The 14,381-nt window shown below is 42.1% G+C and carries 14 protein-coding genes and 2 pseudogenes; 8 read left to right on the top strand and 8 right to left on the bottom strand.

All coding sequences use genetic code 11. From position 1 onward, the window contains the following. Positions 1-494: 494 nt before the first annotated feature. Positions 495-1,049, bottom strand: coding sequence for a hypothetical protein (locus IM322_RS05280; RefSeq protein ID WP_287677274.1), 555 nt, complete (start codon positions 1,047-1,049; stop codon positions 495-497). Between the two features lie 156 nt (positions 1,050-1,205). On the opposite strand from IM322_RS05280, the gene IM322_RS05275 reads away from it, so the two are divergent. The 4 genes and pseudogenes from IM322_RS05275 to IM322_RS05260 form a co-directional block, all read left to right on the top strand. Then, on the top strand, positions 1,206-1,487 hold the full coding sequence (locus IM322_RS05275) for a DUF1345 domain-containing protein (protein WP_353737493.1): 282 nt from the start codon (positions 1,206-1,208) through the stop codon (positions 1,485-1,487). 28 nt (positions 1,488-1,515) lie between these two features. Next, on the top strand, positions 1,516-2,919 hold the full coding sequence (gene gad / locus IM322_RS05270; protein WP_287677276.1) for a glutamate decarboxylase: 1,404 nt from the start codon (positions 1,516-1,518) through the stop codon (positions 2,917-2,919). A gap of 171 nt (positions 2,920-3,090) precedes the next feature. Beyond that, the gene (locus IM322_RS05265; RefSeq protein WP_287677278.1) at positions 3,091-4,842 is read left to right on the top strand and encodes a mechanosensitive ion channel family protein; all 1,752 of its coding nucleotides are present in this window, start codon (positions 3,091-3,093) and stop codon (positions 4,840-4,842) included. A gap of 123 nt (positions 4,843-4,965) precedes the next feature. Continuing rightward, positions 4,966-5,070 (top strand): annotated as a pseudogene (locus tag IM322_RS05260) (DUF29 family protein); the annotation flags it as partial. Between the two features lie 119 nt (positions 5,071-5,189). On the opposite strand, the gene hpsU reads toward IM322_RS05260, so the two are convergent. From hpsU to IM322_RS05245, 3 genes are all read right to left on the bottom strand, one after another. Continuing rightward, entirely contained in the window at positions 5,190-5,780 is a 591-nt protein-coding gene (gene hpsU / locus IM322_RS05255) for a hormogonium polysaccharide biosynthesis acetyltransferase HpsU (protein ID WP_286825866.1), read from the bottom strand. 5 nt (positions 5,781-5,785) lie between these two features. Then, the gene (locus IM322_RS05250; protein ID WP_061433040.1) at positions 5,786-6,736 is read right to left on the bottom strand and encodes a glycosyltransferase family 2 protein; all 951 of its coding nucleotides are present in this window, start codon (positions 6,734-6,736) and stop codon (positions 5,786-5,788) included. Between the two features lie 208 nt (positions 6,737-6,944). Next, positions 6,945-7,610 carry an urease accessory protein UreF gene (locus IM322_RS05245; protein ID WP_147071920.1) on the bottom strand — a complete coding sequence of 222 codons (666 nt, stop codon included), beginning with the start codon at positions 7,608-7,610 and terminating at the stop codon, positions 6,945-6,947. A 134-nt stretch (positions 7,611-7,744) separates the two neighbouring features. Between IM322_RS05245 and IM322_RS05240 the strand changes: the two genes are divergently transcribed. Further along, positions 7,745-8,356 (top strand): DUF8692 domain-containing protein, encoded by a 612-nt coding sequence (locus tag IM322_RS05240; protein WP_287677282.1) that lies wholly within the window; start codon positions 7,745-7,747, stop codon positions 8,354-8,356. Between the two features lies 1 nt (position 8,357). Here the strand turns inward: IM322_RS05240 and IM322_RS05235 are convergent, their stop codons facing one another. Next, the gene (locus tag IM322_RS05235) at positions 8,358-8,861 is read right to left on the bottom strand and encodes a MogA/MoaB family molybdenum cofactor biosynthesis protein (RefSeq protein ID WP_286825870.1); all 504 of its coding nucleotides are present in this window, start codon (positions 8,859-8,861) and stop codon (positions 8,358-8,360) included. Positions 8,862-9,249: 388 nt separating this feature from the next. Between IM322_RS05235 and IM322_RS05230 the strand changes: the two genes are divergently transcribed. Continuing rightward, positions 9,250-10,113: a helix-turn-helix domain-containing protein gene (locus IM322_RS05230; protein ID WP_287672145.1), complete on the top strand. Its 864-nt coding sequence runs from the start codon at positions 9,250-9,252 to the stop codon at positions 10,111-10,113. Between the two features lie 68 nt (positions 10,114-10,181). Here the strand turns inward: IM322_RS05230 and IM322_RS05225 are convergent, their stop codons facing one another. Continuing rightward, positions 10,182-10,694 carry a dihem cytochrome c family protein gene (locus IM322_RS05225; protein ID WP_287672143.1) on the bottom strand — a complete coding sequence of 171 codons (513 nt, stop codon included), beginning with the start codon at positions 10,692-10,694 and terminating at the stop codon, positions 10,182-10,184. Positions 10,695-11,099: 405 nt separating this feature from the next. Further along, positions 11,100-11,499: pseudogene (locus IM322_RS05220) on the bottom strand (bluetail domain-containing putative surface protein); the annotation flags it as partial. On the opposite strand from IM322_RS05220, the gene IM322_RS05215 reads away from it, so the two are divergent. Both IM322_RS05215 and IM322_RS05210 read left to right on the top strand, forming a co-directional pair. Continuing rightward, on the top strand, positions 11,483-13,636 hold the full coding sequence (locus tag IM322_RS05215) for a CHAT domain-containing protein (protein WP_287672142.1): 2,154 nt from the start codon (positions 11,483-11,485) through the stop codon (positions 13,634-13,636). The pseudogene IM322_RS05220 and the gene IM322_RS05215 overlap by 17 nt on opposite strands. Further along, positions 13,626-13,958 (top strand): hypothetical protein, encoded by a 333-nt coding sequence (locus tag IM322_RS05210; protein WP_287672141.1) that lies wholly within the window; start codon positions 13,626-13,628, stop codon positions 13,956-13,958. Before IM322_RS05215 ends, IM322_RS05210 begins: the two co-directional genes overlap by 11 nt. A gap of 122 nt (positions 13,959-14,080) precedes the next feature. On the opposite strand, the gene IM322_RS05205 is transcribed toward IM322_RS05210, so the two are convergent. Beyond that, a partial coding sequence (locus IM322_RS05205) for a hypothetical protein (protein ID WP_287713129.1) occupies positions 14,081-14,381 on the bottom strand: 301 nt, incomplete at its 5' end.

Genomic DNA, 14,381 nt, shown 5'->3' with positions numbered 1-14,381 from the left:
GGCTTCTACGACTAGCATCTAACAATCCTCGACCCTTGGTTAAATTAATTATCGAAAAAATCGGGTCTAAAACCTCGCCTTTTAAGGTGAAAAGTTTTTGGAGCGGGGCATAAATCCCCGTTACAAAAACGGCCTCCTGCCCCCTGCCTCCTGCCCCCTGCCTCCGTTAAAACACAGTTTACCTACAAATGGTAGAATTAAAATCGTGCTTCGCAGTCAATATCCTGGTCGGATTTCATCCCCCGCAAAGGTTGATGTCTTGTCGAAAAATTTAGCGGGGGCATTCATCCGACATTTTAGGTAAGAAACTTTGAAAATATAGGATGCGTCATCAGACGCATCCAACCCTAAAAAGTGCTTTCAAAGTTAATCACAAGTTATAGAATCTTTCTGACGGGTAGAAACAAAAAGCAAAAAATCAGATAAAGAGATATAGCGTTTCTCATAAAGATGAAGTGTAACCTAATGTAGTCGTGCAAAATAAAATGAGATGACTATTGAGGAGAAGACAGGTCGCGGAAAATCTGGCTGGCAATGGCTGCACTCCGGCGAATTTGTTCAATTTCGGAAAGACTTTGCCAATTTTCGGTTTCTATATTGGTTTCGCTCTGGCCATTACGCATAGTATAGGCGTAGGGACGAGCAAAAACCTGTAAATCTTCTGGAGACCATTGGGGAAAGAGATCGCTAAGACAAACAACAAGGCGCTCAAAGTTATCTAATTGACTATCAACTAGATTTTCAGCACTTTCTACTAGACGATTTAAATGTTCGGCCGGCAATAAAGAGGCAAATTTATCCAAGATATTAGACCGGGGTGAAACGGAAACTGTCGGGAATTTTTGGTGTAAACTGTTAAAGAATCTATCAGCTTGTGCTTCGATCGCCGTCGCTTCCAGTCCTTCACACAGAGAAAAAGGCGTTTCTGTCACGTCTAAGGGATCATGACTCTCAACAGCGGTTACATCCCAGGGATAGGTGACTTCTTCTTCGATCAGGATTGCTAGAAGTTCCGCGGTAATCTGTTCGGATAGGGATAAATGGCTCATAAATAACACTCCATATTTTAGCCTTTGTGGTGTTCAATGAGTAACTACATCTCGGTTTTGACAATTTCCGAAGCTATCAACAGACTCCTGGTGCAAGTCAGGCAGGAGCCACTCTTGCCATAGTAGCAATAATTAACCCTTTAAACAGGATTTAGTATTATTAGTGCTTGGTTAGCCAGACAATTGATCTACAGCCAAGAATATGCAGTGCGCTACTATCATGATGGTAAAGGCCTAGTTTTTCCCAATTGCGATCGACCCAATTGGACGGAATTTCTCTATCAAGGTTTTTGTATGGCGGCTTGTTATCAAACCTCCGATACAAGTATTAATAGTAAGGCGATGCGGCGACTGGTAGCAACCCAAGGGATGCTTTCCTATTTTTTATCCGTCTCGATTATTGCTATTATTTTGGGAATGATTGGTAATTTACTCTAAGCAAAAAAGATATTTTATTAAGGAAGTTATGGTTCATCAGAAAATTAATCTCGATCGCCTTAGTCCGGAAGAGGCACTAATTACCCCCACCTATGCTTCCCGCGCCCTGACTTCCGCTGTACCTAAATACGAGATTCCCGAGGGAGAAATGCCGCCGGCGGTGGCCTACAATTTAATCCGCGATGAACTCGCCCTTGATGGTAATTCTCGCCTGAATCTGGCTACTTTTGTCACCACTTGGATGGAACCGGAAGCCAAACAATTAATGGCGGAAACCTTCGATAAAAACATGATCGACAAGGATGAATACCCACAAACTGCCGAAATTGAACTGCGTTGTGTGAATATGATCGCTAGACTCTGGAATGCTCCCGAAAGCGAAGCGGCAACTGGTTGTTCTACCATTGGTTCCAGTGAAGCGGCGATGTTGGGAGGCATGGCTTTAAAATGGCAATGGCGCAAACGCCGACAAAAAGAGGGTAAACCCACCGACAAACCTAATTTAGTCATGGGCATTAATGTGCAGGTTTGTTGGGAAAAATTCTGTCGTTATTGGGAGGTAGAACCGCGTTTTGTGCCGATGGAAGGGAATCGTTTTCATCTCAATGCGACCGAGGCAATTAAACTAATTGATGAGAATACGATCGGGGTAATTGCAATTATGGGTAGTACCTTTGATGGTAGTTACGAACCCGTCCAAGAAATTAATGATGCCCTGGAAAAATTGAACAGAGAAACCGGCTGGCAAGTTCCCCTGCACGTCGATGGTGCTAGTGGTGGTTTTATTGCCCCTTTTCTCGATCCCGATTTAGTCTGGGATTTTCGCCTCAAATGGGTTAAATCGATTAATGCTTCCGGGCATAAATACGGTTTAGTCTATCCCGGCGTCGGTTGGATTATCTGGCGAGATCGGCAAGAATTACCAGAAGAATTAATCTTTCATTGTAATTATTTAGGCGGTGATCTGCCTAATTTTGCTCTGAATTTTTCTCGCCCTGGCAATCAAGTAGTTGCTCAATATTATAATTTTTTACGCTTGGGTAAAGAGGGTTATCGACAAATTCATCAAGCCTGTCGAGATACGGCCCTGTATTTATCGGGGGAAATCGCTAAGATGGGACCGTTTGAATTGATTACCGATGGCAGCACTATTCCAGTTTTTGCTTGGAAATTAAAGGAGACAATTAGCGATCAATCTAATTATAGTTTATTCGATTTAGCTGATAAATTGCGCGAGCGGGGTTGGTTAGTTCCTGCCTATACAATGCCCAAAAATCGCCAAGATTTAACCGTGCAGCGCGTGGTGATCAAGGAGGGATTTAGTCGCGATATGGCGGCTCTGTTGTTGCGGGATATTCACTCAGCAATCGCCTTCTTTAAATCTCAGTCTAATTATCAGTCAAAATTATCTGGTTCCCATTTCCATCACTAACAGATGTTGAGGAAAAACTCGCTTAAATTCCCTAAATATTGGCAACCATTACAAAGTTCTGGTGTTGCCAATTTTTCCACTCCTGTCTCAACCTAGGCTCTCTGCACCTCATCGAGGACAGTAATGCCTGAAGCTTACCCGACTACACACAAAAAAATCTGACTTAATCCTATGCAATTTGTACCAGTTGTCGATATTAATCAAAGATATTTAATGCTAACTACACCATCTAAAGCTAGAGGATGGATGAAAAAAATTGGGCATACCTTGGTAATATTTTTTGTAGTTTTACTACTGACTCTAACCTCCCCTCTTTTGGGAATAGCTCAAAATCCGACACAACCGGAAAATAAAATTGACGGCTTTCCAGTTATGTTAGATGGAAAAACTCTCTTTTTTATCCGGCGGGGAGTTTCTTCATTTTCGGCGGAGGAGAGAGCTAACACTATTACCCGGAGAATTGAAAGAATTGCTCAAAATGATTCTATTCCTATTGAGAACCTGACAATTGAGCAGATTCCTGATGATAACTCACTTTATTTAAGTATAGATCAAGAAGTGATTCTAACGGTGACGGAGCGAGATGCAAAAGCCTATCGTTCAACGCCGGAGGTTTTAGCTCAACAAGCTTTACAAAAAATTCAGGTCGCTATCGCTCAATATCGCCAAGATCGAAAACCAGAACAACTATTTAAGAACATCATTTATACGGTTATAGCTACCTTTGCTTTCTTGATTATTAGCTTTGGAGTTATCAAAATTTCAGGGAAGCTATTTCCCTTCATTAGACGTTTGATTGAATCCTTGACACCAGGCATTCAAATCGGGAATATTGAGATTGTATCTTCCTCTAAAATTAGCTTCTTTTGGCTGCGAGTTCTTCGGATGATTCGCTTATTTATTCTGTTTTTATTAACATTCAATTATGCTACATTTGTACTTCGTTTATTTCCCTGGACAAGAGTTTTTGGCGAGAGTATTTTAGGTTATTTTTCTCGATCATTAGAACTGGTTTTATCCTCCATTGGCAAATATCTTCCCAATGCCTTTATTATTGCCATAATCATTTTTGTAACCTACTACTTAATCCGGCTAATCAAGCCCTTTTTTACGGCAATAGAAAGAGGAAATCTGGTTATTCCTGGTTTTTATACTGATTGGGCTAAACCTACTTACAATCTCCTATTAGTCATAATTATTGCCTTAGCAGCAATAGTTGCTTTTCCCTATTTGCCCGGTTTTGATTCCCCGGCTTTCCGCGGTGTTTCTGTTTTTCTTGGTCTTCTTTTATCCCTTGGTTCTACTTCGGCGATCGCCAATGTTATTGGGGGAATTATTCTTATCTATACCCGTGCCTTTCGCATCGGAGATCACATTCAAGTAGGAGATGTAATTGGCGATCTAATTGAAAAAAACTTCCTAGTCATTCGCATTTGCACTCCCACTAATAAAATCATTACTATTCCTAACTCATCTTTATTAAGTAGTAATGTGATTAACTTTAGTATTTCCTCGCGGGAATTAAACAGAAATCTAATTATTCAGACAACGATTACCCTAGGGTACGATCTGCCTTGGCGAAAAGCCCACAAAACCTTAATTGAAGCTGCTCTAGAAACTGACCATATTCTCAAAGAACCCGCACCTTTTGTCCTGCAAACTAGCCTAGATAATTTTTACATCAGTTATCAATTAAATGCTTACACTAACCAACCCAATTTGATGGTAATAATTTATTCAGAACTCCATCAAAATATTCAAGACAAGTGTAATGAAGCTGGGATTGAGATTCTCTCTCCCAGTTACACCTCCCTACGAGATGGAAATACAACAACCATTCCCGAAAATTATTTACCTTCTGATTATGCTGCGCCTCCCTTTCGCGTTCAATCTTCAGATAATCAGGAAAACAACACATTTTGACACCAAATCCGTTTTTAATCACTCACTGTTGGCGGATTATTAATATAATGTTAATTGAGCTTAGAAGGAGATAAATCGATGACGGCATCCTATGAGCAAGACTTTGGACTTTAGTCCGAACAAATGGCCGATTTATTAGCCTCCGGTCGGTTTTCCGAGTTAGATATTGAGAATTTGGTCGAAGAGGTACGGGATTTGTCGAAACGGGAGCGCGATCGCATAATCTCTTAGGGTGCGTGTTTACGGCGATAATCTCTGATAAAAAAACCAAATCAACAATCCGCACGCCACGCACTAACTTTATCATTAAATTGGTGCGCTATGATTATAATAAAATGCCTCTTAGCTTAACTACTATAAGAATTCATCTTTCTATCGTATTGAGGACGACAGGGACTGCCCCAAGCGACCTTTTGAGCGGGAATATCGGCAAATACGCTACTTCTTGCCCCAATAACAACATTAGAGCCAATTTTTACCCCCGGAGCCAGGAAACAATCGGCCGCGATCCATGTACCATTACCAATGAGGATGGGAGTGGTTTTTAAGCTGAAAGAGCGATCGCAGGGAGCGTGACTGCCAGTGCAAAGATAGCATTTTTGAGAAATCACACAATGACTGCCGATGGTAACGTTATCTAAACTATAAATCACCACATCATCGCCAATCCAAGTATAATCGCCGATCGCAACTTTCCAAGGATAAGTAACCCTTGCCGTCGGGCGAATTTTCACCCCAAGGCCGATTTTAGCCCCGAATAGTCGCAAAATAGCGCAGCGAAAGCTATCCATTTGGTGCAAACTGAGGGGAAAAAGAATTCCCTGTACTAACCACCAAAGTAGGATAATCGGATTAGAACGACCACGATCAAACCAAGATTGATCGTAGGTACGCAGATCTAGCCACGCTTCCTCATCGGTGCGGATTTCTGGGGACATAGGACTTATTTAATCATTTCTACCGGTTGAGGTTCCGAGGGTTTAACCGGGGGATTAGCATGGGCATTAACGTTTAATTTACCGCCAAATTGCCGTAATTCGTACAATTTAACCCCTATTTGGTATTCGTACTGACTCAAAAGACGACCGTAGATATAACCAGCTTTGCCATCCAAGAAACCGAGACGGATAAAATAAAAGAGAATAAAGCGCAGCAGCGGTTTAAAGGGCAATTTTACCCAAATTTTCTTTAAAAAACGTTTTCTCTGCACCGCATCACCGAACAGGTTCGCTCCGATCGTGCCGCTTTCGTCATTACCCGTGAGAATATTGTAATAAACTCGCGCCTCCCAGTTGGAATAACGATTATGTCTTTCTAACCAATGATAGATATCGCGGAAATCGATGTGCAGCATATCATTTTTCAGATATCCCACCTTGCCATCGAGGATAACGTGTTCGTGAACCTCGTTATCTCCCGTGTTGGGGATATCTTCCGTGTTTAAATTCTCGTATCTGCCCGACTTATGTTTAAATAAGCGCAGATTCCAGTCGGGATACTTGCCACCATAACGAATCCATTGTCCGAGGAAGAAGACGCGACGATTGAGATAATAACCGTTATAGTTGGGATCTTGGATCACGCTGGCGATTTCGTCCCATAGTTCGGGGGTGATTCTCTCATCACAATCGACGATTAATACCCATTCATTGCGAAAAGGCAGGTTATCGAGGGACCAGTTTTTCTTTTTCGGCCAACGACCATTAAAATAAAATTGGACGACATTAGCCCCATAGTTGGTAGATATTTCGATCGAGCGATCGCTACTTTGGGAATCGACGACAAACACTTCATCAGCCCTAGCAACACTCTCTAAACAGGCGGGAAGGTTAGATTCCTCGTTTTTGGCGGGAATCAACACCGAAACGGGAATTTTTTCTGATTGACTAAACATTGGTACACTGTGGCTAGGTAGAGTGTTCGCATCTTTCCTTAAAACCCTTAGTCACTCAGAAAGCGAGAACTAGGACCTAAGATTTTTCTTGATCTTACTATACCTTATTTGGTTTTTTACCTAAAAATGTCGGCTTGAACCCAAGAGAGAGACTCCTAGAGACTTGCATATTCTCCCAGAAAATAGTGAAAAATTTGATCGCTAATTTCTAACTGCGAAATAGACGACTATACTGGGTTTCGTGGTTCATACTGGCAAAACTTAGCCCCCAACTCCAACTGCTCAGGTTTTCATCGGCTAAACTGATAATATCTGCTGTTGCTGTTAATAAACTGGGCTGTAAACCGATCAGAAGGGATTGTCCTAGGGTTTGCCCAAGGGGAATTAAACGCAATCCCGCATTGATTAAATTACTTGCCCAACTGTGTAAATAGCCTAAAACCGCTAATTCTTCGCCAATTTGCCAATGACTTGCCCCGATCGCAAAAGCGGTGGCATAATTAGCCTGTTCTGGTAGATTATCTCTGGCCGGCGCTAACTCCCGCAATAAGTTTAACAGCGATCGCCCCATTTGCCAGCTTTGTTGTCTTAATTCGGCCGTCTCCCGCGTGGCCGATAACCAATTATCCCAATAATTAAGTTTTGTAAAATCTTCTTGACAAAAACAACGATATACCCTTACCAAAACAGCCGTTTCTAAGCGAATCGAGCCTTGACAAAGCGATCGCTCTAACCAATCATTCAAGCTGGCACTATTGGAGATAATCCCCTTTTCGACGAGGGTTTCTAGCCCTTCGGAATAACTATAGGCCCCGACGGGTAGAATGGGACTAGCCAATTGTAATAAACACAAAAGTTCTTTTTGATCGAGCATAGAAAACCGAGAAAATTGTCCTTAACACATTTAGGGAAATGCTTGGCACTTCGGTATGTAGATCGAGCCTGTAGAAAGCGGCACTCTGTGAATTATACCGTGGTTAATAGCCACAATTATAAACTACTATACTTATGTCCTCACGAGAACAGCATTTTCTGAAAATAAATCTTGTCGTTCTCCTCTTGATTTTAGCTTTGATTGCTGGGGTTGATCGGGAAAAATTACACTCTAGTCTTTTATTTTATCCTCCCGCTACTCCCCCAACTCCGCTCGCTGGTTTATTAACCCATTCTTTTCAATTGCTTTGTTGTCTGCCCCCGATTGTTTGCCTTTTTAGTTATACTTTGTTGTCCCGCAAGACAAGTTTCAATAATTCTGACAATTTTTTACTTTTTTCTGGTATAACAACGGGACTTTTTGCCATCAATGAAATCTTCAGAATTCATATCATTCTCCTCTATTTTAATATTCCCAAATTCTTGACTATCTCTGTTTATGCCCTCGCAATTCTGATTTATGGTTTAGCATTTTGGCGGCGAATAAGACAAACTTATTACCAAATTTTAATCATCGCTTTAGCACTTTTAACTTTTGCGATCGCTATCGATTTTCTCCAGATTAAAAATCAAGGTTTTGCTAGTCTAAGTGAAGGAATTCCTAAACTGTTAAGTGCTGTGAATCTAGCTGGCTATTTTTGGGATGTATGTTTTCAAGAAATTTCAGCCCAGATCAAATCCCAATAAATTATCCATTTATCTGTTTAACCAGATGTAAAATTTCAGGAAGAATCAGTTTTTCTAGGGCTAATTTAACGGCATTAGTGGAACCAGGGAGAGAAAAGACTAATAAGTTTTGATAAACCCCAGCTATTGCCCTTGATGCCATGGCACGGGAGCCAACTTCCTGATAGCTGAGATAACGAAATAATTCGCCAAAACCGGGCAAAGTAATCCTTAATAAAGGTACTAAAGCATCATAGGTATTGTCTCTGGGAGCAATACCCGTACCCCCATTGAGAATTAAGACTTTTATCTGATTTTGATTACTAATCTCTGGTAAGATTGCTTGAATTTGTAAGGGTTGATCGGGGATAATTAAGTATAGGCCGATATCATGACCAGATCGAGTTAGTAACTCTTGAATTATTTGGCCGCTACTATCCGTCTCTGGGGTACGAGTATCGCTCACCGTGACTACGGCACAGGTAAGGTTAAGGGGGGTGGTGTCGGGATGGGGAATAAAGGTCATAATTAGGGTCTGCTGAAAAAGTTTTTCGGTGGGGGTTGGGGGTTGGGGGTTGGGGGTTGGGGGTTGGGGTGTAGGGTTTTACCGATTTTCAGGTGGTCAATTACCTAATGTTCAGGGAAAAAGTAGCTTAATTTTCCCCCTGATCACTCCCAGTCCTGGCACTTTTGGATTTCAAAAAGGTCTAAAAGTCTTATCCAACAAGGTTTTTAGATTTATCTGGTCAGTGCAGTCACCCTATAATAAAAAACTTAAGTTTTGCAAGTATTGCCGATTTTTGCCAGTTTTTGGAACCTTTTCGCCGGTAATAATGACAAGGTGAAAGGAGCTTCTAGAGAACAGATTATCCCAAAATAACAAAATCGAGATTATCATCTAATTGGTATAGATTATGACTGGAATTATGAGTCAACTCAGTCCCCTACAAGCCGAACAAATCAAGGAAATCGGGACTTATTTACGTCAAAAACGAGAAGAAAGCGGCCTGAGCATAGACGATATCGCCGCCCTGACGATGATTAGAGTACCAATGCTAGAAGCGTTGGAAACGGGGAATTGGGAGAAATTACCAGAATTAATTTATGTCAAGGGATTTATCAAACGCTACGGTGATGCTCTAAAAATTGATGGTAAAGCTTTAGCCGATCGCTTGTCTCCTAGTGCGGAACAATTAGCTCAAGAGGTAACTATCCCGAAAACACTGCCCACAAAAGTTACCCCTCTCCCCAAGGCTGAACCCGCTGCCCCAAAAGTGGAACCGGTGAAACCAGAAAAACCAGCCCCGGAAACTGGCCCCCAACCGGCTAAATCAACCTTTTTCGGGATGTATCTCTGGCTAGGCTTGCTGGCGGGCATATTTTGTGGTATTGGCTATCTTTTCCTCCGTCCCCCTCTCTCTAACCCTCCTGCCGTTACTCCCTCTCCTTCCCCCGTGGTTTCCCCCGCGCCGGTAGTCCCTCCCGCACCGATAGCCTCTCCTTCCCCTTCTCCTCAGTCGAAAGTTCCCCTCTCAGCCGAAGTAACTATTGAACAGGCCGCTTGGGTAAGGGTAATTGCCGATGGCAAAAAAGTCCATGAAGGCAATCTCCAACCAGGTACTAAACAAACTTGGACAGCCCAAAAGAGTTTAAATATTCGATCGGGCAATGCTGGCGGTGTTAAAATCTCTCTTAACCAAAAACCGGCCCAATTAATGGGTAAAGCTGGCCAAATTGGCGAAATCACCCTAACTGCACCTCCTCTCAGTGATCAGTAAACAGTAATCAGTAATCAGTGAACTAAAAACTCGCATCTGAAAACTGATCACTGATCACTGATCACTGATTAGGCTGCATCATCCCAGATGGGGGTAAGGGTCTGATAATCGTAGCGGGAAGCATTGGGATGACAGGTGACACAGGTGGTATGACCGATAGGAGTGGGTAAATTGACCCTAGGGTGCAAAACTTTTAAATAGGTGGACTGTTCAATTAGGAGGGGAACAAAAGTAGTCTGGGTAAGAGGGCGGGAAGAATAACTGAGATAATCCCAGATAAAACGCTGAGTAATGCCAACAATTGGTTTTAAACGGATACCATAGTGAGAATCCGGATTTTCTAGGATTTTTTTCCAAGTTTGACTGGGTAGGATGCTCGGAGGAATGGCAATATGGCAAGTGGCACAATTTTCTAGATAGGTTTGCTGTCCAATTTGATAACGATTCAGCACTGTATCCGAGGAGGGAGATTGGGCGATCGCTGGTTGTTGAAGTAGCGAAGCCAGTAGAATACCCCCTAGAATACTGAGGAGAAAGAGGATAAGAAAAAAAATCGATTTCACTTGACCGCTGGAAGGCATGACTGGGATGACGAGTAATTGAACACAATTGTGACACTCTCGCCATCACAATGCAAAGCTGTGTGATGGGAGATTCTTGCTTCACAGAAACCTGCTTTTTGAGACGAATCCCAAGGAGTCTTACAGTCTCTCCACAAGTTTAAACTCCTGACTGCCCATCAGTATTTGGGTTCTTCTGGTTTATGTGTGGAAACGAGGTCTATACTGATATTTTCTAGTTTCTTCCGCCGCTCGACTGAGCATCGCCGAACGTCAAAATAGCCCTAAAAGTCTTGCTTGATAGGTATTTCATGGTTTCATAGACAAAAATTATAACACAAAGTCGAGAAGAGCCTCTTAACTTTTTTTGTATCAAAATTACTTGAACGGGAGCATTAAAAGGGGAGAATTAATCCCCCCATTAATTTAGACAAAGAAACTATTGACTGCAATAGTGCCGAGCGCCGGTAAAGTACCCGTTAACCCGGTGAGATTAATCACCAAATCATTAGCACTTTGGAAACCCGCCGTACCGTCGTTGATAATTAGGTAAGTAGAAGCAGTATTGTCCCGCACTAAAACAGCACTGTTAATTCCGAGAGCTTGATTTCCGGCTGTTGCCCCATTAGCATCGGTAAAGACGTTAGTAACAATGGTGTCAATATTGGTCGTGGTGCTATCTGCGGCCCGGGTAAAAGCGACAGGAGCATTAATTGCCGCACCAAATTGACAAGGCATTACCCGTGCCATTAAGATTACCAGTACCAGTGAGGACGAGATTTTCCACGTTGTCAGGAAGGGTATAGGAAATGGAAACTCGCAGTGAAACACCTCGTGAAACTTGGCTGAAACCGATTGTCGCTCTTCTGGGAGAAGGGGACTTCGGCGAGGCTTATGCTTTGGCTGCATACTTCCCTAACACTCGCAACAGACAACTCGTACAACTTGCTGCATTGCTGGGAGAAAATAAGGTGACAGAAGCCAGCGATCTTTTGGGGGGGTTATCTCGTTCATGGATTAGAATGATGATCAAGGAACCCCAAGAGATGTCCGAATCGGTTACTCAAATCCTTGTGGCTGAATTTGCAACTATTCTGAGCCAAGTCGATTTGAACCTTCTTGAAACAGCCTATAAAGCTATTGAGAATCGATATTTCCAGTTGGCTGATTTCTGTATTCAATTTCAACTGCTCACTCATCCAGAAACAAGCTTATCAGTAATCGGTGAGGGACTAAGAAAAACTGAATTTGTTCAAGACATAAACTTAGATGTAAAGGGGGAACCGACGATTAAGGTTCCCCCCGACAAAGTGGCAGGTGGAAAAGCGTATTCAAACAGAATTTACCCGATTAGGGGCGGGATTAACGAGCGTGGGGAGTTTAATCGGCTGACTAAACGCTTTCGGCCGATTAAACCCCGTCGGCCGCCTAATAGCCTAACAATTCAACGCCACACTCGAATCGAATTCCCATCAGAATGTGTTCTTGAGCAAAAAGCTGAGTTAAAGATTCAGCTAACTCAAGAGATTCCAGAATTTACTCGTGTTCTAGAAAAAATTTTGCTTACAGTAGGACTTAATACTAAGCAAGTTAAACTAAGTGTCAAGGTTACTGCTCCAGCATTTGCCATAAGACCTTATCAACGGCAGTTGACTGTTCCAGTGATGGGAGATTCCAATGAAGTAACTTTTACCCTTGTTCCTCTTGAAAGAGGTGAGCAAGTAATTGAGATTGAGTTTTTTAAAGGAGCAACACGAGTTGGATATGTCCTGCTTCCAGCTAATGTAGTTCCCTACTCGTATAATAAAATATCGCCAAAAGTTTTATCAATGGAAGACCCAATTGATGGTCTCAAAAACTTAGAAAGTATGACGGTTAATCCCGATAAACATACACTTAATGTTACTTGGATTGAGCGAGAAAGTAAATTACTCTATACTATCTTCCCAGCGAATCGATTAGGCGAGTGGGAGAAAACAATTCCCAACATTCAGGACAAAATTGAAGATGACTTGCGAAGTTTGAATGCTTTCTTAACAGAAGTAGTACAACAAGGAAACCCCTCTGATGAGCGTTGGGAGAGTATCTGTTTCAATCTTCAGAGTGTTGGATCTAACTTGTTCGAGATGTTAATTCCCTCTGAAGTGGCCAAACAAATGCGAACTTGGAAGATTGGTTCCCCTGTCATTATCTCCACTAATGAACAGTGGATTCCCTGGGAATTAATGTACGACGGCGAAGATTTTTGGGGAAAGAAGTTTATTATTGCACGCTCTCCTCGCCTCAGGGATAGTCAAGATTTACCAGACAAAAATAGACCTGAAAGTAAGGGAAAAAGACAAATCAAGCGGATTGTCAATATTGTCGGTGGAGATGTACCTTCCTCAGAAGCAGAGCGAGCTACCCATCTATTCTCTAATCTTCTCCCCCCGGAAGCGGTACAATTGTTAGCTAAACAGCCAATTTCGTCCCTTGTAAAAGCTATTCCTGGCACAGATGCCCTTCATTTTACCTGTCACGGACATTTAGAACCGCACCTACTCCAAATTGCTGGCGATAAAAACAAAACCCGAATTGAAAACTTGCTCCCTGAAACCATCCAAAGGCTACCGCTTGAGCCGGGTAGTCTTGTGTTTGCTAACGCTTGTGCTTCAACTGTTCCCGTGTTAACCTTTGGAAAATTTAGCAGTTTTGGCTGGAAATTTTATCAGCGTGGTGCAGATGCTTTCATTGGAACTTTGGGAGCCGTACCAGTGAAATATGCCGTCAACTTCGCCGAAATTGTTTACCGTGAATTATTCAACCCAGATGAGAAAATTACTATCGGACAGGCTGTAGCCAAAGCCAAAGAAGTTGCAGCGAATGAGAGAAACTTATTCTGGCTACTGTATTGTATTTATGGCGATCCAGACTTCTCGATTGTACAGCAAAAAAATTCCAAGGAGGAAGACCATGCCAATTAAAGTATATGCCACAGCCGTCGATCCAGCTTCAGTTAGTAGCTTACAAACTGAGGATGAGGAAATCCTGACTACTTTGGGACCACAAGAGGAAACCGTCGCAGTTCAGTTGCAAGAACTCTTTGAATCTGTGATGGAAGCTCTTTCAAGCAAGGTAGATGTAGAAAGTCAGTTGACTGTTGAAATTAATGGTTCAGTCAGTCTAAAGGCGAAGGGAGGACTCAAATATCTGTTTTTCAACATTGGAGCAGAAACAGCCAATACAAACACGATGAAAGTTACCCTATCTACAACTTTGCAGCCAAAAATACAGAAAACGACGTAGATGTCCACCATCAAAACAAAAAGCCAGAGGTCGGTATCCGGTCTCTCAAAGAAAACGGGTTTCTCAAAGAGTTTCTCAAAGAAACCCGTTTTCTAAATAGAAACCCGTTTTCTAAAGAAGTTCTAGGATTGGATTTTTGCCAAAGACTGCTTAAATTCTGCGAGAGAATTAGCGGTAGCTGCTAATTTAACAATCTCTTGTAATGTAGATAGTACCGAAACTTTATTCAGGTATTGTTCCACATCTAAAGGAACTTCACCTAAGCGAGCTTGCAAAACTGTTTTGACAAAATCACGAGCATTTTCTAACGCGCCAATTTCCTTACCAATTTCCTTGCCTATTTCTTTACCAATTTCCTTACCAATTTCCTTACCGCGTTCTATTCCTCGTAACTCCATATTACTTACTAAAGGCATGGTTCTT

Source organism: Microcystis sp. M109S1 (assembly GCF_020247025.1).
Classification (GTDB): domain Bacteria; phylum Cyanobacteriota; class Cyanobacteriia; order Cyanobacteriales; family Microcystaceae; genus Microcystis.
The sequence above is the reverse complement of the archived record's forward strand: the minus strand, read 5'-3'. Positions and strand labels throughout refer to the sequence as shown.

Coding starts and splice junctions, on each gene's coding strand:
- IM322_RS05230 (WP_287672145.1), top strand. CDS start 9,250: ATGACTGGAATTATGAGTCAACTCAGTCCCCTACAAGCCGAACAAATC.
- IM322_RS05215 (WP_287672142.1), top strand. CDS start 11,483: ATGGAAACTCGCAGTGAAACACCTCGTGAAACTTGGCTGAAACCGATT.
- IM322_RS05250 (WP_061433040.1), bottom strand. CDS start 6,736: ATGTTTAGTCAATCAGAAAAAATTCCCGTTTCGGTGTTGATTCCCGCC.
- IM322_RS05240 (WP_287677282.1), top strand. CDS start 7,745: ATGTCCTCACGAGAACAGCATTTTCTGAAAATAAATCTTGTCGTTCTC.
- IM322_RS05210 (WP_287672141.1), top strand. CDS start 13,626: ATGCCAATTAAAGTATATGCCACAGCCGTCGATCCAGCTTCAGTTAGT.
- IM322_RS05225 (WP_287672143.1), bottom strand. CDS start 10,694: ATGCCTTCCAGCGGTCAAGTGAAATCGATTTTTTTTCTTATCCTCTTT.
- IM322_RS05265 (WP_287677278.1), top strand. CDS start 3,091: ATGCAATTTGTACCAGTTGTCGATATTAATCAAAGATATTTAATGCTA.
- gad (WP_287677276.1), top strand. CDS start 1,516: ATGGTTCATCAGAAAATTAATCTCGATCGCCTTAGTCCGGAAGAGGCA.
- hpsU (WP_286825866.1), bottom strand. CDS start 5,780: ATGTCCCCAGAAATCCGCACCGATGAGGAAGCGTGGCTAGATCTGCGT.
- IM322_RS05235 (WP_286825870.1), bottom strand. CDS start 8,861: ATGACCTTTATTCCCCATCCCGACACCACCCCCCTTAACCTTACCTGT.
- IM322_RS05245 (WP_147071920.1), bottom strand. CDS start 7,610: ATGCTCGATCAAAAAGAACTTTTGTGTTTATTACAATTGGCTAGTCCC.
- IM322_RS05280 (WP_287677274.1), bottom strand. CDS start 1,049: ATGAGCCATTTATCCCTATCCGAACAGATTACCGCGGAACTTCTAGCA.